The organism is Ruegeria sp. D1(2025), from assembly GCF_056536425.1.
This window is the reverse complement of record NZ_JBQFPO010000009.1, coordinates 40583-61076: the sequence shown is the minus strand read 5'-3', so window position 1 is coordinate 61076 and position 20494 is coordinate 40583. Positions and strand designations below refer to the sequence as shown.

The following is a 20494-nucleotide window of genomic DNA, read 5'->3' as shown; positions in this document are numbered from 1 at the left end:
TGACAACTTGGTTTTCAACAGTTCTTGCTGGGGCCACGGGTTCCGCTTCAAAACAAAATTCTGTCGCACGACTATCGGTCGATCGAGCAAGTGCATGTCGCTAACGAGAACTTTTGTCGCAAATCGGCTTGTCGAAGCATTGGCGCGACGGCAAGATCAATTGCATGAGAGCGAGTCACATCTTGAACCCTCTGGACCGTCGCGCGACCGGTTGCGATCTGGTCGCGTCAGCCTGAAGCGCGGGCATCTGCCCGGGCTCATCTGCGCTGTGACGATCATATCCGGAAAACTTCATGACATTTCAAAGACTGCGTCTGGCCATCGATATTGGCGGCACATTTACCGATACGGTTCTGGTATCCGGTGAAGAGACGATACTGGCTTCGACAAAAACGCTGACCACGCACCAGAACCCGGCAGATGGCGCGATGGAGGGCGCGGTGCGCGTAATGGCACAGTCCGGGCACGACCTGAATGAAGTAACAGGGTTCATTCACGGGACCACCCTTGCAACCAATGCGCTGATTGAGCGGCGCGGTGCGGTTGTAGCGACGGTGACGACCGAAGGGTTCCGGGACATCCTTGAGATCGCGTACGAGCGGCGCTATTCGCAATATGACATCAATCTGGAAAAGCCCGATCTGCTGGTGCCGCGCGAACGGGCGCTGACCGTTCGTGAACGGATGGCGGCGGATGGCAGTGTGCTGATCCCTCTGGAGGATGACGCGATTGATGCATTGTTGGCCGATCTAGACGCCAGCGGTGCCGAGGCGGTCGCGATCTGTCTGATGCATGCTTATGCCAATCCCGACCATGAGCGGCGCCTGCGCGATGCGCTAGCCGAGAAACGTCCCGGTTTGACGGTTTCGATCTCGTCCGATGTCAGCCCCGAGGCGCGTGAATTCGACCGTCTCTGCACCACGGTTGCCAATGCCTATATCCAGCCGCTGATGGAAAGCTATCTCGAACGGTTCGTCGCCCGGTTTGAGGCCGAGGGCGTGACCTGCCCGATCCTGATGATGACTGCAGGGGGTGGCATGTGCACGGTACGAACCGCCGCCCGGTTTCCGATCCGACTGGTGGAAAGCGGACCAGCGGGCGGTGCCATCCTTGCCGCGCGCATCGCGGCGCGGGCTGGGATTTGCGATGTTCTGTCCTTTGATGTGGGCGGCACAACCGCCAAGCTGTGCCTGATTGATAGCGCCCGGCCCCAAACCTCACGCCAGTTCGAAATCGCGCGCGCAGCTAGGTTCATCAAGGGATCGGGCATGCCCGTGCGCATTCCGGTGATAGAAATGATCGAGATTGGCGCGGGTGGTGGTTCCATCGCGGGTGTCGATCGTCTGGGCCGCCTGACCGTCGGCCCGAAATCGGCCGGATCGGAACCCGGCCCGGTGGCCTTTGGCCGAGGCGGCACAGAACCAACCGTGACCGACAGTGACATCACGCTGGGTTACATCGTGCCGGACACTTTTGCCGAAGGGCACATCAAGCTTGATGCCGAAGCCTCAAAAGAGGCGCTTACCCGTGTGATCGGATCACGCCTGGACACCGATGCGACGGGATCGGCCGATGGGGTCAGCCGGATCGTCGATGAAAGCATGGCCAGCGCTGGCCGGATGCATGCCGTTGAATCGGGCAAGGATCTGGGTCCGCGCACCATGATCGCCTTTGGTGGTAACGGGCCGCTGCACGCCAGCCGTGTGGCGCGTTCGGCCGGGGTCAGCCGGATCGTGATCCCGCCCAATCCGGGCGTCGGCTCGGCGGTGGGTTTCCTGTTCGCACCAGTCAGTTTTGAGATCGTGCGCTCGCGCTACTCGCTGCTGGAGACGCTGGATTTTGACGGGATCAACACCCTGTTCGCTGACATGATTGCCGAGGCCAGTGGCGTTGTTGCACAAGGTGCAGGCGATGCGCTTACCGAGACGCAACGCACTGCCTTTATGCGCTACAACGGTCAGGGTCACGAGATCGAGATTCCCCTGCCCGACCGTGCCTTAACGGCGGATGATATCAGCCCGCTGATAACGGCGTTCGAAACGGAATACCGCAAGCAGTTCTCCCGCCCTGTGCCGGGGATGCAGATCGAGATTCTGAATTGGGCCGTGCGCGTTGCCACGCCGGATGCCGAGGTGACGGATATTCCGACAACACCTGATCTGACCACGATCACACCTTCCGAGACGCGCCCCATCACCTGTGATGTTGACGGGCAGAAAAAGCAGGCAAGCTTTGTCCCCCGCGACAGCCTGAGACCCGGCGACCGGATACATGGCCCGGCACTGATCACCGAACCGCAGACCACAACATTGGTCTCGGCTGATTTCTCGGCGCATGTGGACGCCATTGGAAACCTCGTCCTGCTCCAGGACCAGAAAGGAGGCGCATGATGACTGCCGATCATTCTCCCGCCCGCCTGCAAGTGATGTGGAACCGACTGCTGGCAGTGGTCGAGGAACAGGGCCAGACCCTGATCCGCGCGGCGTTTTCGCCCATTGTGCGGGAATGTGGCGACATCTCTGCCGGGATTTTCGATATCTCCGGCCGGATGCTGGCACAGGCGGTCACCGGCACACCGGGCCATATCAACACCATGGCCGAAGCGGTGATGCATCTGCGCGAGCGTTTCCCGGTGCAGAACATGAAGCCCGGCGACATCTACATGACCAATGATCCCTGGCTCGCCTCGGGGCATCTGAACGATTTTCTGCTGATGATGCCTGCGTTCAAGAATGGCGAGGTCGTGGGCTTTACTTCGTGCACCTCGCATCTGGTCGATCTGGGTGGCCTCGGCATGGGGCCAGAGGGTTCGGACATCTATGACGAAGGTCTGCTGATCCCGCCCTGCAAACTGGTCGAAGAAGGCGTGCCGAACGCGCTGCTGCTCGACATCGTCCGCGCCAACAGCCGCGAGCCCATCGCAAACGAGGGCGACATATATGCGCTGATCGCCTGTTGCGAAGCGGGTGTGACCCGGCTGGTCGACATGATGGACGAGTTCGGCATCGACGATCTGGACAAGCTGGGCAACTACATCATCGACACCTCGCGCCGTGGTACGCTTGAGGCGATCGCCGAAGTGCCGGAAGGCGTCTACAGGAACGCGCTGAAGATGGACGGCTATGAGAACGAACTGGAACTGCACGCGACACTGACCGTAAGCAAATCGGGCATGCATGTTGATTTCACCGGCACCTCGGGTTGTTCGCGCAAGGGTATCAACGTGCCGCTCAACTATGCCACCGCCTATACAGTGTTCGCACTGCGTTGCATCGTCGGCTCTGACATCCCCAACAATGCCGGATCGTTGGAACCGTTCACCGTGGACGGACCAAAGGGCTGTATCCTGAATGCACAGCGCCCGGTGCCGGTCGCCATGCGGCATACGCTGGGACAGGTGACGCCGGATCTGGTGCTGGGGTGTCTGCATCAGGCGCTTCCCAATGCAGTGCCGGCCGAAGGTGCCTCTTGCATGTTCGACCTGCCAATGCGTCATGCGCCGGAAGTGGCCCGTGATGGTGGACGCGAGTTCGCCGTTGAACCGGTACATAATGGCGGCACCGGCGCGCGACCACACGCGGATGGCCTGTCGGCCACTGCTTACCCTTCGGGCGTATTCGGATCACAGGTCGAGATCACTGAAAGCGTGGCACCCGTCACCATCTGGCGGCGCGAACTGCGCCCCGATTCCGGCGGCGCAGGCACGTATCGCGGCGGATTGGGTCAACGGATCGAGATGACCTCGGCCAACGGTGCACCCTTCATCGTATTCCTCTCGGTCGAACGGCTGAAGTTCCCCGCCCTGGGGCGTATGGGCGGACGGCCAGGCGCACCCGGGCGCATCCGTTTCCGCGACGGAGAAGGCGACATTCCCGGCAAGGGCGAGTTGCGGGTCGAAGGCGGCGACTATCTGATTTTCGAAACCCCCGGCGGAGGTGGTTTCGGAGATCCCTCCGAACGCGACGCACAGGCACTTGCGCTGGATCTGAAACGCGGCCTGATCAGCGAGGACGGCGCCAAATCCTACGGCGTTGTGTCATGATCCGCCCGGTTTCCCATGTAGGCGCGATGGCGGCGTATGCGCTGGCCGATCTCGGCGGCGCGGACACCATCTCGTTGGCCCAGAACGAAAGTGCCTTTCCTGCAAGCCCCGCTGCCATCGCGGCGGGACAGGCTGCTATGAGTGATTTGCCACTCTACCCCGATCCGGAGTGGCGGGAACTGCGCGCCGCTATTGCCGATGTGCATCGGCTGGATCCGGCGCGGGTGTTATGCGGCGCCGGCTCGATGGAACTGATTGGTTGCCTGATCCGGGCTTATGCCGGACCTGGCGATCGGGTTCTCGGTACGGACTATGGATATGCGTTCGTCTCGTCCGCTGCGGCGCAGGTGCAGGCTGATTATGTCCAGGCCCGCGAAATTGACCTGACAGTATCCGTTGACGACATCCTTGCTGCGATGTCGCGCAAGACGCGGATCGTTTTTGTCTGCAACCCCGGCAACCCGACGGGCACCTTGATTCCGAACTCCGAGATCCTGCGCCTGCGGGACGGGTTGCCCGCAGATGTTCTGCTGGTCGTGGATCAGGCCTATGCCGAGTTCTCTGACGAAACCAATGACCCCGCGGGGATTTTTGCCCTGACTGACAGGGGCGATACCGTGGTCATGCGGACGTTTTCCAAGGCTTATGGTCTTGCGGGTGCTCGGGTAGGCTGGGGGTATTTCCCGCCGGCGATTGCGACTGAGATACGAAAGCTTCTGAATCCCAACAATATCTCGATTGCCTCGCAAGCCGCCGCAACCGCCGCGATGCGCGATCAGGCGCATATGCGGGACGTAATTGCCCGAACCGCCGACATTCGCGACCGCTTCGCCGATCAATGCCGCGCCATGGGCCTGCGCGTCCCCGAAAGCCACACCAACTTCGTCCTGCTGCGTTTTGCCTCGGCCGAAGAAGCACAGCGTGCGGATGCGGCGCTGCGTGCTGAAAATCTGTTGATGCGCGGAATGGGTGGCTATGGGCTGAGCGACTGCCTGCGCGCAACCATATGCGAGGCACCGGTCATGGATCGATGCCTGGCGGTGCTAAAAAAGGTGATATCATGATTTGCGAAACGCGAAGACGAGCCAAAATCGGCGTCCTTGTGCCCTTCACCAATACCAATCTGGAGCCGGATATGGAATTGATGCGCCCGCCGGACACCACCGTCCATTTCCAGCGCATGGGTGGGTACGACGTGGACGAGATTCCGGGATCGGACCAGATGGCAGGACTTGGCGCATCCGATATCAGTCACGACCTGCGAATGATCGCGGGCGTTCGGCCGGACGCGGTATTATACGGTTGCACTTCTGCCACGCTGACTCATGGCCCGTCATTTGACGCGGATCTTGCGCGGCAGATCAAATCCGGTTCGGGCGCGCTTTCTCTGACCGCCGCAGGGTCACTGATTGCGGCGATTACAGCGCTAGGAGCTGCCAAAGTCGGGTTTTCCTCGCCCTACCTGGGGGAAATCAATGCACAGGCGATTGATTTCATGTCTCAAAACGGCATCGAAACCGTTCGTTGCGCTGACATAGGCCGCGAACTGGGGAATTATGGTCAGGGTGAACTGACCCCGGATGAGGTTTTTGATCTGGCCTGTCAGGCCGACCATCGCGAGGCGCAGGCAATTGTTCTCAGCTGCACGGACATGCGATCCGTAGAAGCGATTGACCGGATTGAAGAAAAACTGGGCAAGCCGGTCGTGACGTCAAATCAGGCGATGATGTTCTGCCTTATGCGGGCCCTGAATCTTCCGCGTCACGATGCGTTGCCAGGCCGGTTGTTCGAGTGGCTTTGATCTTCGCCCCTATTCAGGTGCGGTTCGCAGTGTCGTAGATCAGTGCGCCAAGGTCCGAGAACTTTGATCCGGCGTGGTTGAGCCCGAGAACCGCGTCCCGAATGGCGGCGGCCCGTTCTGTACCCAGCGACGGGCTGGCGAATTCCATGAATTTTCCGACAACTTCGTCCTGATCCATCGGCGCTTCGGGGCCGCCGCGCGCGTGTACGTCACCCGAGTTCAGCACCTGTCCGTCGGTCAGAGTTATGCGGACATCGGCAGTGCGGTTTTGCGGGAAGCGGTCAGAGTGGCGTACGGTTTCCGCAACCGTTATGCGCTCGACAATGCTGGCCACCAGCGGGTCGGACAGACCTGCGCCGGTGATGTGCACGACACCGATCCGGCCATGTGCCGCCATTGTGGCGACCGCAAAAGGCAGCGAGTATTGCGCCTTGGACGTATCATCCGGCATGCCCCGGAACAGGCAGGCGCTTTCCTTGAAGGTGTTCACGTGGATGGCCGCGATATCCTGATGGCTCAGGTTGTTTTCGCGCATCAATGCGCGGGTTGCGTCAATGGCAGCGTGAGCCCAGCGGCAAATCGGATAGGGTTTCACATACTGATGTTCCATCTGCCAGAAATGGCCCAGGTCCTGCCAATGCGCGGCGACCTCTTTCGCCTCAATGGTGATGGCAGGCGCGCCGGTAAAGCCCTTTTCTGCCAGAACCGCCGAGGAAATACCCACCAACGCCCCCCAGCCCGAGCCGTCGTGCAACATGGTCGGGTTCGCGATCTCTCGCATCATCTGACTGCGCGGACCGTGATATTCGGCGATGCCCATGGCCTGCCGCATCTGTTCAGCGCTCAGGCCGCGAAGACGGGATGCAACCGCCACCACGCCCAATGCATTCCAGGCGCCCGACGTATGATAGTCGCTGACCGTATCATGCAGAGAAATCCCGGCTCGTCCGGCAACTTCATACCCAATCGTCACGGTGGCCAGCGCTTCAGGCCCCGAGAAATCGGGCACCGTTTCCGCCAGCGCCGCCAGGGCGGGAACCACGACGACCCCGATATGGCCCTTTGTCGGGTTATACCCGTCATGACCGTCCAGATTGTCTGTTTGGGTCGCGGCTGCGTAAGCGGCTCCGGCCACGCTGACCCTGCGGCCATCGAATAACATACGTGCGCTCAGCCCCTGTTCACCGGCACCGTATAAGGCTGCTGCGCAGCCTCTTGCGATTTGCCCGGCCTTCATGGGGCCAGCGCCGATGGCGATGCCCAAAGTGTCGAGCAGCATCAGAGCCGCCGCATTGAGAGTGGAGTCTGGAATGTCCTGCGGTTGGCGCCCCAGTGTGAAATCGGCAACGGCTTGAAAGGTGTCTGTCACGGTGTCCTGCGGGCGTTTTCTTTTGACTTCCCGAAAATTCTAGCAGGGTTTACGATTGGCAGAACGAAAACTATCGGGGGCATTGGCCCTTGATTTTTTGCGACACTTTCCAATCTTTGCGGGACCAAAAAGGACCGTTCAGGCGTCGCTGACGGACAAGAAGGTGCACAGTATGCGCTTCACTTTGGTTCTGCGTCCCATCTGAGATACCGTTGCCATGATGAATCTGCCCCACCTCACCTTCCTGCGCTCGTTCGAGGCGGCAGCGCGCCATCTGAGCTTTACCAGCGCGGCGCAGGAACTGAACTGCACGCAGTCGGCGGTCAGCAACCACGTGCGCTCGCTTGAGGAATTTTTGCATCGTCCGCTTTTTGTTCGCCATGCCCGGTCATTGACCCTGACAGATGTGGGTGAGGCCTATCTGCCATCCGTGCGCCATGCCCTGAACGAAATCGACGTGGCCACGCAATCCGTCATTCTGAACACGCACAAGCGGCGGGTCGTGGTGTCCTGCCCTGTCAGCCTGGCGGAAAACTGGTTGCCGGATGTAATCCGGGGCTTCAACGCCGTGCATCCGGATATCGATCTGACGGTCCATGGCACCGTCTGGACAGATGTCGGCGCAAATGTTTCTGATATTTCTCTGACGATCAATCATGCTGAAGACGTGGCGGAAGGTGCCAGATGTCTTTGGGTTGAAAAGCTGGCCGTGGTCTGTGCTCCTGATTTTTTGGTCGATGGAAGACCCCTGACCGACCCCGCCCAATTGCAGGATGCGTCACTGATCCACATTCTGGGTCGCCCCGCCTATTGGGAGCGTATTGCGCAGCATTTCGGATTATCGGATCTGAACCAAAAGGACGGCTTGCGCACCAATATTTCGAACCTGGCAATGGAGATGGCGGTCAAGTCTCTGGGGTGCATAGCACTACCCCGTTCGCTTGCGCGACCCTATGTCGACAGGGGGTTTTTGGTTGAACCCTTTAGCTTTGAGCTGGAAAGCCCATGGGCTTATTTCATGCAGCTCAAAGAAAAATCGGCCTCGCCTCCGGTCAGGCTATTTCAGGACTGGCTTTTGAAGGCTGCCGCTGAAATGAATACCTGACCGGAACAAGCTGCACTGTTTGTTATGCGCCGACTTCTTCCACAACCGGGGCCGTGTCGCGTAGGCGGTGCCCTGCGGGGTCAAAGGGCGGCTCAGCCAGGATTTTGGCCTTGTGCGGTTTCCCAAGAATGAAGACATCGACCGTATCGCCGGGCTTGGCGACAGCGGGGTTGGCATAGCCGATGGCAAGGGATTTGCCGACTGAATAGCCGTAAGCGCCCGAGGTCACGCGACCGACTGGCGTGCCGTCCGGGGTAAAGATCGGCTCGCCGCCTGTCGCATCGGCATCGGTTACGTCGACCTCGAAGATCGACAGAACTTCGCGGGCGGCGTTATCCTTGATGGCCAGATAGGCGTCCTTGTGCAGGAAATCCTTGTCCAGCTTGATCAGGCCCGCCAGCCCGACCTCCTGCGGCCAATATTCCTGTGAATACTCGCGACCCCACGAGCCATAGCCCTTCTCGATCCGCAACGACCCAAGCGCACGGCCGCCCACCGGGCCGCCATTGCAATCCTTCGCCGCCTCAAGCAGCGCAGAGTAGAGCCTGATCTGGTCCTCTTCGGCGCAGTGCAACTCCCACCCCAGGTCACCGGTAAAGCTGACACGGATCGCGAGGCAGGACACGCCTGCCACCTCGATCGTGGCCGATCGCATGAAACGGAAGGACTCGTTCGACAGGTCCGCATTGGTCAACCGCTGCAGAAGGTCACGCGATTTGGGCCCTGCGACGTTGAAACCCGCGATCCGGTCTGTCGCCACCTCGAACGTGGTGCTCTCGGGCAGGTCGATCATGTTGAAGAAGCGCTGATGATAGCGTTCAGCCATGCCCGAGCCGATCATCATGTATTCGTCGTCAGCCACCTTGGTGATGGTAAAGTCTCCGGCCACACCGCCACGCACCGAGATCAGTGGTGTCAGGCAGGACCGGCCAACCTGGGTCGGCACCCGGTTGGCGACCAGTTTGTCCAGCCACGCATGGGCGCCTGGTCCCTTGATCACGTAGTTTGCAAAGTTCGAGATGTCGATGACCCCAACGCTCTCGCGCAGCATCTTCACCTCGCGGCCCACCGGTTCCCACCAGTTCTGTCGTGTGAAACCGTTGGTTTCGACCGCCCCGGGCTTATCTGCAAACCAAAGCGGGTGTTCCCAGCCGCAGTTCAGGCCAAAGACACAACCCATATCCTTTTGCATCTCATAAGCCGGGCGCACGCGGGCCGGTCGCCCGGCACTGCGTTCCTCGTTCGGGAAATGGATGGCGAAGCGGTGGGTATACTGATCCTCGACCCGCGCCTTGGTGAATTTCTTGTCCGCCCAGTCGCCGAACCGGGCCAGATCCCAGGCAAACATGTCGTATTGCGGCTCTCCCTCGATCATCCACTGCGCCGCAAGCAAGCCCAGACCGCCCGATTGCGAAAAGCCGGGGATAATACCGGTGCAGCAGAAATAGTTCCGCAGCTCCGGGACCGGCCCCCAGATCGCGTTGCTGTCCGGGGACCAGATCATCGGTCCATTGATCACCCGCTTGACCCCGGCCGTGGCGGCCACCGGCACACGCTCGGTGGCGCGGATCACATTCTCCATGATCCGGTCCAGGTCATCGGGGAACAGGTCATGGGCAAAGTCCAGCGGCGTACCGTTTTCTGCCCAGAACTTCATGTCTTTTTCATAAGCTCCGATCAGCAGGCCGTTGCCTTCCTGACGGAAGTAGTATTCGCCATCCCGGTCGGCGATCGAGGGCAGACGTCGGCCCAGGCTGGCGACCTCGCTAATCGCCTCGGTCACGAAATACTGGTGTTCGGTCGGCTGCAATGGCAGCTCGATCCCCGCCAACGCCGCGACTTCACGTCCCCAGAGGCCCCCGGCATTGACCACCCATTGAGTATGGATGTCGCCTTTTTCGGTGCGCACGATCCACGAACCGTCCGGCTGTTGTTCCGTCCCGATGACCGGGCAAAACCGCTCGATCGATGCGCCCATTGCGCGGGCCCCTGCGGCATAGGCGTGGGTCACACCCGAAGGGTCAACATTGCCGCCGTCGGGTTCGTACATGATGCAACGGATGTCATCGAACTGCGCCAGTGGGTGCAACTCCTTGGCCTGCTCGCGGCTGATTTCGTGAAAGTTCAGCCCGTAGAATCGCGCTTTGGCCTCCTGCAGACGCAACTGGTGTTCACGGTTCTCGGTCTGCGCCAGATACAGCGAGCCCGGTTGGAACACGCCGCAACCCTGTCCAGTTTCCTTTTCCAGCTCTTTATACAGGTTCATTGTATAATGCTGGATGCGGGTGACGTTGTTGTTATCGTGCAGCCCGTGAATATTTGCCGCCGCATGCCAGGTCGATCCGCTGGTCAGTTCGTCCCGTTCCAGCAGGACAACGTCCCTCCAGCCCAGCTTGGCCAGGTGATACAGGATCGAGCAACCAACAAGGCCGCCTCCGATCACTACAGCCTGCGCGTGCGTCTTCATCGGTGTTCCTTCTCGAAATCAAAGACGTCAGATATTCTGAGTCATCATGGTTGCGGTCATCCGACCATTTCTCGTTCGTCGGATAACGGCACGATTCGTGACAAAACTAAACGATCACCTGTTGCTCGACCTGCAAAATATTGTGGGGCAAAGCCCCGGAGATTTTCCATGCATACTGATTGAGAATGAACATGCAGGACCAAAGCTATTGGATCATGAAAATTCAATGGGTTGATGTGTCAAAAAGAAAATGCCCGACAGATTCAGCAATTGGTATCAATAGGTTCGACATGTCCTGCGTACGCCGTCATAGTGGCTTTCAAGAGGCAGTCGCTTTGACTCGCCGGTCATCCAGGGGGTTGCAATGGCTTTGGTCAGAGGTTTTTTGCCGATCATCGACACGGCGCATTTTATGCCCCGCGACAACGTTCTAAGATGCCGGACGCTGCAGACGGGACCGTCTGCATACCGCAATCAGCAAAGGCTTGAACTGTGAACCCGGATTTCAGAATGTCTGCGTCCCCCAGACACGAATTGCGCAATACCCGCAATCAGGGAACGACGTTCCTGGCACTCGCGTTTCTGTTCAGTGTTTTTGTCAATCTGCTGATGCTGACCGGGCCATTGTTCATGTTGCAGGTCTATGACCGGGTTTTGGGATCCCGCGCGGTCGAGACGCTGACGGCGCTGTTCCTGCTGGTTGCACTGCTTTATGCCTTGATGGCCATGCTGGATTATGCACGCGGCAGGATTGTCGCCCGGTTCGGGGCCCGGTTCCAATCCGCTTTGGACGAACGGGTGTTCGACGCCACGTTGCGGCGATCGCTTGATCCGAAAACAAGATCCGCACCTGCAACGGCATTGCGGGACCTCGAAATTATCCAGAAACTCTGCGCGTCCCCCATTCTTCTGGCGGTGATGGACATCCCCTGGACGCCGGTGTTTCTGGCCGCGATCTTCCTGTTTCACCCCTTGCTTGGATGGCTGGCCGTTGGCGGCGGTTCGCTGCTGATATTCATTGCTCTGCTGAACCAGGTTCTGACCCGGAACAAAGTAGCAGAAGCACAGCGGGCATCGGCGCAGGCAAACTCGTTTTCCGAACATGCCAGGCAAGCCGCGGAAGTGGTCCGATCGCAAGGAATGCAAAGGGCTGTGACCCAGCGGTGGTTGCGGCAACGGTCGAGTGCATTGTCACAGACCATTTCCGCCAGCGACTGGACTGGAAGCTTTACTTCGCTGACCAAATCGCTGCGGCTGTTTTTACAATCCGCGATGCTGGCGCTTGGGGCCTGGCTGGTGCTGCGCAATGAATTGTCGCCCGGTGCGATGATTGCTGGCTCGATCCTTTTGGGCCGGGCATTGGCGCCCGTGGAACAGGCGGTGGGCCAATGGGGGATGATCCAGCAGGCGCGAACGGCCTGGGTTTCGTTGAACCGATTTCTGGACACCACCCCGCCCGAGATGCCGCGTACCAAGTTGCCGGTGCCAAAAGCGAAATTGGAGGCCAAGCGCCTGACCGTCATTCCGCCGGGTGCCGATACACCGACACTGCGCAATGTCACGCTGCGCCTGGAACCGGGCAAGGCGTTGGGAGTTATCGGCAAAAGCGGGTCGGGTAAAACGACACTTGCCAAGGCCCTGCTGGGGCTGTGGCAACCGGCCGGGGGCGAAATACGGTTGGGCGGTGCGACGCTGGATCAGTATGATCCGGACGATCTGGGGCAGCATATCGGCTATCTGCCGCAACAGGTTACCCTGTTCAACGGAACGGTGGCCGAGAACATCGCCCGGATGTCTGAAAACCCCGATCCCGAGGCAGTCGTTGATGCTGCGAAGAAAGCCAATGCGCATGACCTGATCCTGACACTGGAAAAAGGGTACGACACCTTTCTGGAAGGCAATGACAGCCAGCTTTCAGGTGGCCAAAAACAACGCATTGCCTTGGCACGCGCCCTATATGGGGACCCGGTCCTGTTGATTCTGGACGAACCGAACTCGGCCTTGGACGCAGACGGAACCGAGGCTTTGAATGCCGCCGTTCGTGGCCTGAAGGCCGAAGGTAAGGGGGCGATCATCATGACACATCGTCCGCAGGCAATCTCGGAATGCGATGATCTGGCCGTGGTCGAACGCGGTCAAGTTGTGAAGTTCGGCAGTCGGGACGAGATTTTGAGCGCGGCTGTGCAAAACGCCGAAGCCATCAAACGAAAATTCAATCAGGTAGGCAGCTGATGGCGGCGAATCTTGAACAACATCCACGTCCGGCGTGGCGCATTACGGTTCCGGCGCTTGTCGGTTTCTCTGCCTTGGCCATCCTGGTTGGCGGACTGGGGCTCTGGTCGGTGCAGACAGAATTGGCGGGGGCAATCGTCTCGCAAGGGGTGATCGAAGTCCAAAGCAACCGCCAGGTCGTCGAACACCCCGACGGTGGTGTGGTCGGTGAAATCTTTGTGCGGGACGGCGATGTCGTCGCCGAGGGCGATTTACTCCTGCGGCTGGATGATACGTTTTTGTCGTCGGAAAAAAGCATTGTCGAATCTCAGCTTTTCGAACTTCTGGCGCGGAAATCGCGGCTGGAGGCTGAACGCGACGGAAGCAACGCAGACGGTTTGGCATCCAGTCTAAGCGCCCTTCAGCAACAGGAAAACATCGATTCAGATCTGATTGATGGCCAACAACGGCTTTTTGAGGCGCGGATCGATACGATGGCCCAGCAGAAAGAGCAACTGGGCAAACAAATCACCCAGATCGAAAGTGAGATCGAAGGCACACAGGCCCAGTTGGTGTCGCTGCGCACTCAGGTCGATCTGATCCAGAACGAGTTGGAGGATCAGGAAAACCTGCTCAAGCGCGGTTTGACGCAGGCCAGCCGGGTGTCGGCCCTTCAACGTGAAAATGCCAGCCTGACCGGTGAAATTGGTCGTCTTGAAGCATCGGTGGCCCGCCTGAAAGGCCAGATCGCCGCAACAGAGATTCAGATCGTCGAGCTCACCGCCACACGGCGGGAGGAGGCGATCACCGCGTTACGTGAAGTGCAGGCGCAGGTGTCAGAACTGTCGGAACGCAGGCTGGCCTTGACCGAGCGTTTGTCGCGTCTGGACATCCGTTCACCGGTCTCGGGGTCAGTCTATGACAGTCAGGTTTTTGCGCTGCAATCGGTGATTCAGCCCGGTGAGCCGATGATGTATGTTGTGCCGCAGAACACACCGCTGCTGGTTGCCGCGCGTGTGGATGCGCTGCATGTTGATCAATTGTATGTCGGACAAGAGGTCGCCCTGCGCTTCCCGGCGTTCAATCAGCGTGAGACACCTGAGATCGATGGTCATGTGATAAATGTATCTGCCGACACCTTCATGGACGAGAGTACTGGATTTACATTCTACCGGACAGAAGTAGCCCCTGACGACGGCGAAGTTGAACGACTGAACGGGCAAGCTCTGCTTCCCGGTATGCCGGTTGAGGCGATGATCAAAACGGATGAACGTACACCGCTGTCCTATCTGATCAAGCCGATGGCCGATTATTTCAATCGCGCGTTCCGCGAGTAACCAGGCGCATCATCGCGCCGGGTTTCAGGCCGCTTCCAGATTTCCGAGCAGGATCGAGGTCATGTCGACCGAAAACTGTCCATCCACGGCGACAGCGTTTGTGCCCGTTGCATAGTTTACGTTGGTCGGGGTAATCCCGGAAAGATCCGCAGCGGAGTCCAGAAACACCCATTCCGCAGGATGTGTGGTCGGTAGACCAACAGCGACCTGCAATACCGCCAGCGCATCCAGAGCGTTTACCGTTCCGTCCTGTGTTATGTCGGCCGCGATCAGGTTTTCAGGCGTGGCGGGCCCCCAGGTCGGATCAAGCCCCACGGATATACGCAGGACCTGCAGTGCATCCAGTGCGGTTATCTGGTCGCTGGCGGTCGAATAGCTTTTTACAACATCGAATTGACCAGGGAACGTGCCGGAAGGCAGGCCCAGATCAAATTGCCCGCTCTCATCGGCAAAAACACTGATCGTGCCACCTCCGTTTGGAGTGAACCTGATTTCTGCGTCCGCCAGCGCAGGATTGGCCGTTTGTGTGTCAACTGTGATGTCCCCCAGCACGCCACCCGAGCCTTCAGGCACGAGCCCGCCAAAATTGTCGAAATTGACCGGGATATGGTCAGGCCCGCCAAACTCCGCCCCAAAGATGTCGGCGCTGGTCAACGGGCCACCAGTTGCGGAGTGAACCAGAATGGTTTCATTGACGTAGTCAATCTGCGCGCCTTGCGCTGTCGCGGTGAAAATCAGTTGCGATGGGGTTCGCATCAGCGGGTAGTCGAACAGATCCAGCCGGTCCAGACCCGGCTGGAAGTCAGTAATCGTGGTCGTGTCGCTGCCGTAGTTCATGACAAAGATATCGGCGCCGGAACCTCCGGTCATCGTTGTGGCGCCTGTGCCAGCGATCAGAATGTCGTCTCCCGCCCCACCCAGAAGGGTCGAGTTCAGGATGCTGCCGGTCAGCATATCGCCCAGAGCTGTTCCGTTGACGGTGCCCAGCCCTTCGTCGACCACCCCCAGATCGGCGATCGATACAGTCAATTGCGTCAGGCCGGATTCCTGTTGCGAGGCAGCAAAGATCTGTAACTCGTCCCCGACTTGGGCAACGCTGATCGTTTCGACGTTCTGCAAACCGCTTGCCAGAGTATCTGCGAAACTATCCAGATAGATAAGCTGGCCGTCGGGTGTCAGGGTAAACAGGGTAAGCCCGTCATCGCCACCTCCGGCCACAACAAAGGCCCGCCCGTTTGCTTCAATGACTGCCAGATCCTGAACCGTTTCAAACCGCGTGCCCAAGGAATCAAGAACATGGTCCGTCGGTGTCAAACGTCCGTCACCGCCCAGCTTCATGACGCTGAGAGAGTTGCTGCCCGAACCCGCCACCAACACCCAGGATAGTCCGTACGCCTGCACCACTTCGATAGCTGTCGGAGTGGCAATGCCCAGTGTCGACAGCGAGGCGCTGTTATCCACGGTGGTCAAAATACCGGTTGTATCGTCTATTTCGTAGGTGGAGATCACGTTGCTGGCCGCATCCGCAGTGATCACGAAATATCCGGATCCGGATTTCAGGCTTTGCATCGAATCGGCCTGTCCGGGGGTGATGCCTGCCAATGACAGCGATCCGTCCGTGCTCACATGATAGGTCGCAATATTGCCGCTGTCCTCGTGGGCAATTGCCAGAAATTCAACTGGCCCGAAAGTGATCCCTGTCATGGCCGCGATGTCGCCACCGCCCGACAGGGTGCCTGTTTCCCGCAAGGTTCCGATGGAGCCGTCAGCCAGCAGATCGTATCCAACCAGACCCTTTGCGGAATCGACGTCCAGAATCAGCCGGTCCTGCCCCCCAAGTGTCACCGGCATCCCGCTGCGCCCGACCTGAAACGTTATCGAGCCGCTGAAATATTGCGTGTCCTGAAGTTGAGGAATCGCGCCGTTTGCCAATGTCCAGACAGCAATACCGCCGCCGGGTCCGGTCACGCTGTACAGATACGTGGTCCCGTTAAACGTTTTTAAAGCCGTATCGCCGATACCTGAATCGAGCGCCGTGCTCGCCGTTTCTACCACGCCTTGGAAATTGAACTTCATATCTGATCACCCCACGCCGATGCCGGCTTTGACAACAGGGTGCTCTGACGCAAAGACCAAAACCAAAGCGCAATTGTGGTGAAAACGAGGAGTTCGGTTTCAGATTAACTCAAATTTTCGGGTCCGACCGCGTGAGTCATCAAAAGGAAAGACAGATGAACGGAACCTGGCCCAGGCCAAACGTCTTCCCGACGTAAGCGGCAACTGCTTGTGAGGACAAGATGACGAAGAATTCTGAACTCAACACTCCTGACACGGAACGCAAGAAGCATATTCGCCAATGGATCGATGCGAGGTTGCGCAAATGGGCAGGCCGGGGCGCCGCAGGGGGGCTCGGATCCGTGCTGATGGCGTTACCGGCATTGGGACAGGCCAGTGTGGAAGAGCTTTATGCCTTTCAATTTGCGGAGACCATTCCGGGAGTGAAGTCGGCAAAACTGTTGAAAAACGGCGATGTTTTACTGAAACTCAACGATGGTCGTACCCTGATCGTGGCTGCCGAAAACGTTCAGGTTCTGGACAGCGGCGCAATCATGATCGCCGAGGAAGCCGTTGCCGAAATCGCTCAGTTCAGCCTTGCGGCAGAGGCGGGTGGCGCAGCCGCAGGTGGAATGGGCAGCGCTGGCGCAATATTGGGCGGGATAGGTCTGGCTGGCGCCGCTGCTGCGGGCGCAGGTGGCGGTGGTGGCGGCAGCGGAGATGACAGCCCCGCAGTCGTGCCCACCCCGACCCCCAGTCCGACACCAAGCTACCCGACCCTCAACCTCGCGGGAGCCCAATCGACGACACTCAGCAGCTTCGGAACCGGAGTTTTGGCCTCGGCAGACGCGGACACTATTGAAGTGACCATCGGTTCGATCACGAAAACCATTGCACCGAATGCAGACGGAAGCTGGGTTATCTCGCTGACCGAAGCCGAAGCGGCCAGTCTGCCGCAAGGGGTAAATTCAGTCACTATTCGAAGCCTCGATGCGTCTGGCGCCGAGTTGTCAACTGAATCGGTTCAGTTCGAAATTGACACCATACCACCGACCCTTGCCATAACCGGGGTATCTGACGGGGCCGTGATGAACGCCATTGAACAGGCGACCGATCTGAACCTGAGCGGAACCACAGATGCTGAAAACGGTCAGCTTGTAACTGTTTCGTTCAACGGGCAGTCGTATACCGGCATCGTCGCCAACGGGGCGTGGAGCGTAACGGTCCCCGCCTCTGATCTGGCCGCGCTCCAGGATGGTGCGACAATCATAATACAGGCGGACGTGACCGACCAGGCAGGCAATCCGGCTGTTCCGGCCGCGGACAGTATCGACACGGATTTCACTGCTCCGACCATCACACTTGACCCGGTTTCGGGCGGTTCGATCGAACTGGTCGATCTGAACAGCGATCTGGCTCTGACCGGCACGACAACGGCAGCCGATGGCCAGAGTGTTTTGGTGACGTTCAACGGCCAAGTTTACACGGGCACAACATCTGGAGGCAGTTGGAGCGTTACCGTCCCCAGCGCCGATCTTGGGGGTCTGACTACCGGCACCCCGGTTTCGGTCAGTGCCACGGTCAGCGACACCTCGGGTAATTTCGCCACTCCGGCAACGGCAACCCTGCCCGTGGATCTCAGCGGGCCTTCCATTTCAATCTCCCCACTGCCCACCGGTTCGGTTCTGAACGCGGTCGAGGCCGGGTCGGATCTGACTGTCAGCGGTACAACGGGCAATGTTCCGGATGGACAGCAGGTAACGGTAAATCTGGGCGGTCAAACTTATACGGGCGCTGTATCAGGAGATACATGGACAATTACGGTTCCCGCGGTGGATTTGCAGGCACTTGCGGACGGTTCGGGATTTACCATCACCGCTGACGTTTCCGACAATCACGGATTGGACGCGCCACAGGCCAGCAGCTCGGTCTCGACGGATTTCACCGCCCCAACGCTCAGCATCGACAGTTTTTCTTCTGGTGCCGTTCTGAATGCCTCGGAGCAAGCTACGGATCTGACCATAACTGGTGCGACGGATGCCGAAGATGGGCAAATGGTGACCGTTTCGATGAACGGGCAAACGTATTCCGGCCAGGTCCAGAGTGGCAGTTGGAGTGTGACTGTGCCGTCCTCAGATCTTTCGTTGTTGTCCGACAATGGTACTGTGACGGTTACCGCTGACATCTCTGACGCCGCAGGTAACCCCTCCGTTCAAGCGACGAGCAGCTTTGACACGGACTTTACGGCACCTTCAATCACGATCTCCGCCCTGTCAGACGGCGCGATCATGAATGCCGCCGAACAGGGCACGGATCTGACCGTGTCGGGCACATCAGATGCGCCGGACGGAACAATGGTCACAGTTCAGATCGCACGTGCTGACGGAACCGTTGATGTGAGCGGAACAGCGACTGTAACAGGTGGAGGGTGGAACTATACCGCCGCAAGCTTGGACTTAGCCGGGTTGCAGGACAGTGAAAGCTACAGTGTCACCGCTTCGGTTGCGGATGCGGCAGGAAACAGCAACTCGGCTGCAGACGGTTTCACAACGGACTTTAGCGCACCTTCAATCACGCTTGATCCGGTTCCAACCGGTGCAGTTCTGGATGTGATTGAAAGAAACAGCGATCTAGCAGTGTCGGGAACTACCACGGCTGAGGATGGCCAGACGGTTTCGGTAACGCTCGGCGGGCAGACCTATACGGCCGTTGTTTCCTCGGGAACTTGGTCCGCCACCGTTCTTTCGGGCGATCTGGCGGCATTGGCGGATGGGACCGCCTTTACGCTGACGGCTATGGTGGATGATGCGGCTGGCAACGGTGCGCCCGCTGCAACGACAACGCTCACGACGGATTTCCGCCCGGTGTTGACCCTGAATGCCGTCGGGACAAACGGTGCCGTTTCTCTCAGTGACGCGCAAAACTCGGGCCTGACCATAAGCGGTTCCTCGCACGGTCTAAGCGCCGGTCAGAGCGTGGACGTGACGCTCAACAGTGTTTCGGTCGGAACCGCAACAATTGCCTTGGACGGAACTTGGTCACTGTCGGTGCCAGGTTCCGGATTCTCAGGTCTGGAAGCCGGTGACGACCTGGATATCCAGGTGCAGGCTTCTGTATCTGGTGGTCCGGATCCATTGCCTGTGTCAGACAGTATCACCGCTCATGTGCCCTCTGCCTATGTCATCACAGAAGCAGGGCGAAACGGGTCCACGGTGACATTTGAAATCTACGCGGACTCGGACCGGGACATCTCGTCTGGCCTGTCCGTGACGGCTGATCTTGTCTTCGACCCTGCCGTGGTCACATTCGATACAGGATCTGACGTTGAAAACGGCGCCTTCGATCTGTTCCTTGCCAATCCGGTCGGTGGCAACACTGTTAAGTTCGGCGGCGCCGCGACCACATTCTCGGATCTCAGCCAGCCATTGGTGACGTTCACCATGACCGTTCAGGACCCGACACAGCCGATCGAGCTAACGCTGATCACCGATGATGGCGGCCCCACCGTCTTTCATCTCGGCACGGCAAATAACGATAATCTGACAGCGACGGGTGCTGATAATATCCTACGCGGTGGAGGTGGTGATGATACGATCGACGTCTCGGACGCAGGGCGTGACGTGGTGGTGTTTGAAGCCGACCCCACGGCCAATGGGGTGGACATAATCACTGGGTTCACACTCGGTGCCGAAAGTGATGTGTCAGACGCCCTGATGTTCAGTGGGCTGGACGTTGCAAGCCTGAGAGGTGACGGGACCGGAGTTGAAATACGCAACCTGGGTGAAGTCATCGGAACTGACACGGGTTTCATCGGGCTAAGCACTGTTCTGGCGGATCTGTCTTTAGGAACAATCGAAACCGCAGTCGAGAGCTTTGCCGGAATTGACGCCGGCGATGCGCTCTATGTTCTTGCCACAGACGGTGCGGACAGTGTTCTGGTCAGGGTCGATTATTCTGCGCCGGGGTCAGCCACAGTCGAAGAGATTGCCGATTTCAGCGGGTTGGGCGATTTGAGTGGCCTGACGGCGGATAACATCCTTCATACGGATCCGACCGGCGCGACAGCCTGACCTCAGACTCCGCACATCAAATCCTGCAGACAGTTCC

The 20494-nt window shown here is 58.9% G+C and carries 11 protein-coding genes; 8 read left to right on the top strand and 3 right to left on the bottom strand.

Features of this window, described 5'->3' with window-relative positions:
- Positions 1 to 293 precede the first annotated feature (293 nt).
- Genes ACR1XU_RS18010 through ACR1XU_RS17995 form a run of 4 tightly spaced genes read left to right on the top strand, consistent with a single transcriptional unit; the run spans position 294 to position 5843 of the window.
- Positions 294 to 2390 (top strand): hydantoinase/oxoprolinase family protein, encoded by a 2097-nt coding sequence (locus tag ACR1XU_RS18010; RefSeq protein WP_480908379.1) that lies wholly within the window; start codon positions 294 to 296, stop codon positions 2388 to 2390.
- The gene (locus ACR1XU_RS18005; RefSeq protein WP_480915644.1) at positions 2390 to 4042 is read left to right on the top strand and encodes a hydantoinase B/oxoprolinase family protein; all 1653 of its coding nucleotides are present in this window, start codon (positions 2390 to 2392) and stop codon (positions 4040 to 4042) included. The genes ACR1XU_RS18010 and ACR1XU_RS18005 overlap by 1 nt, the downstream gene beginning before the upstream one ends.
- Entirely contained in the window at positions 4039 to 5106 is a 1068-nt protein-coding gene (locus tag ACR1XU_RS18000) for a pyridoxal phosphate-dependent aminotransferase (protein WP_480908375.1), read from the top strand. The genes ACR1XU_RS18005 and ACR1XU_RS18000 overlap by 4 nt, the downstream gene beginning before the upstream one ends.
- Positions 5103 to 5843 (top strand): maleate cis-trans isomerase family protein, encoded by a 741-nt coding sequence (locus tag ACR1XU_RS17995; RefSeq protein ID WP_480908373.1) that lies wholly within the window; start codon positions 5103 to 5105, stop codon positions 5841 to 5843. Before ACR1XU_RS18000 ends, ACR1XU_RS17995 begins: the two co-directional genes overlap by 4 nt.
- Before the next feature lie 13 nt (positions 5844 to 5856).
- On the opposite strand, the gene ACR1XU_RS17990 is transcribed toward ACR1XU_RS17995, so the two are convergent.
- Complete coding sequence (locus ACR1XU_RS17990) at positions 5857 to 7212, bottom strand: MmgE/PrpD family protein (protein ID WP_480908372.1); 1356 nt, start codon at positions 7210 to 7212, stop codon at positions 5857 to 5859.
- A gap of 217 nt (positions 7213 to 7429) precedes the next feature.
- Here ACR1XU_RS17990 and ACR1XU_RS17985 point away from each other — a divergent pair, with 217 nt between their 5' ends.
- Complete coding sequence (locus ACR1XU_RS17985; protein ID WP_480908370.1) at positions 7430 to 8317, top strand: LysR substrate-binding domain-containing protein; 888 nt, start codon at positions 7430 to 7432, stop codon at positions 8315 to 8317.
- Positions 8318 to 8339: 22 nt separating this feature from the next.
- Here ACR1XU_RS17985 and ACR1XU_RS17980 read toward each other — a convergent pair whose 3' ends face one another.
- Positions 8340 to 10784: a GcvT family protein gene (locus ACR1XU_RS17980; RefSeq protein ID WP_480908367.1), complete on the bottom strand. Its 2445-nt coding sequence runs from the start codon at positions 10782 to 10784 to the stop codon at positions 8340 to 8342.
- Between the two features lie 510 nt (positions 10785 to 11294).
- On the opposite strand from ACR1XU_RS17980, the gene ACR1XU_RS17975 reads away from it, so the two are divergent.
- Both ACR1XU_RS17975 and ACR1XU_RS17970 read left to right on the top strand, forming a co-directional pair.
- Complete coding sequence (locus ACR1XU_RS17975) at positions 11295 to 13016, top strand: type I secretion system permease/ATPase (protein WP_480908366.1); 1722 nt, start codon at positions 11295 to 11297, stop codon at positions 13014 to 13016.
- Positions 13016 to 14332, top strand: coding sequence for an HlyD family type I secretion periplasmic adaptor subunit (locus ACR1XU_RS17970; RefSeq protein WP_480813220.1), 1317 nt, complete (start codon positions 13016 to 13018; stop codon positions 14330 to 14332). Before ACR1XU_RS17975 ends, ACR1XU_RS17970 begins: the two co-directional genes overlap by 1 nt.
- A 24-nt stretch (positions 14333 to 14356) precedes the next feature.
- Here ACR1XU_RS17970 and ACR1XU_RS17965 read toward each other — a convergent pair whose 3' ends face one another.
- On the bottom strand, positions 14357 to 16408 hold the full coding sequence (locus ACR1XU_RS17965; RefSeq protein ID WP_480908364.1) for a dockerin type I domain-containing protein: 2052 nt from the start codon (positions 16406 to 16408) through the stop codon (positions 14357 to 14359).
- Between the two features lie 221 nt (positions 16409 to 16629).
- Here ACR1XU_RS17965 and ACR1XU_RS17960 point away from each other — a divergent pair, with 221 nt between their 5' ends.
- The gene (locus ACR1XU_RS17960) at positions 16630 to 20457 is read left to right on the top strand and encodes a beta strand repeat-containing protein (RefSeq protein WP_480908362.1); all 3828 of its coding nucleotides are present in this window, start codon (positions 16630 to 16632) and stop codon (positions 20455 to 20457) included.
- Positions 20458 to 20494: the final 37 nt, after the last annotated feature.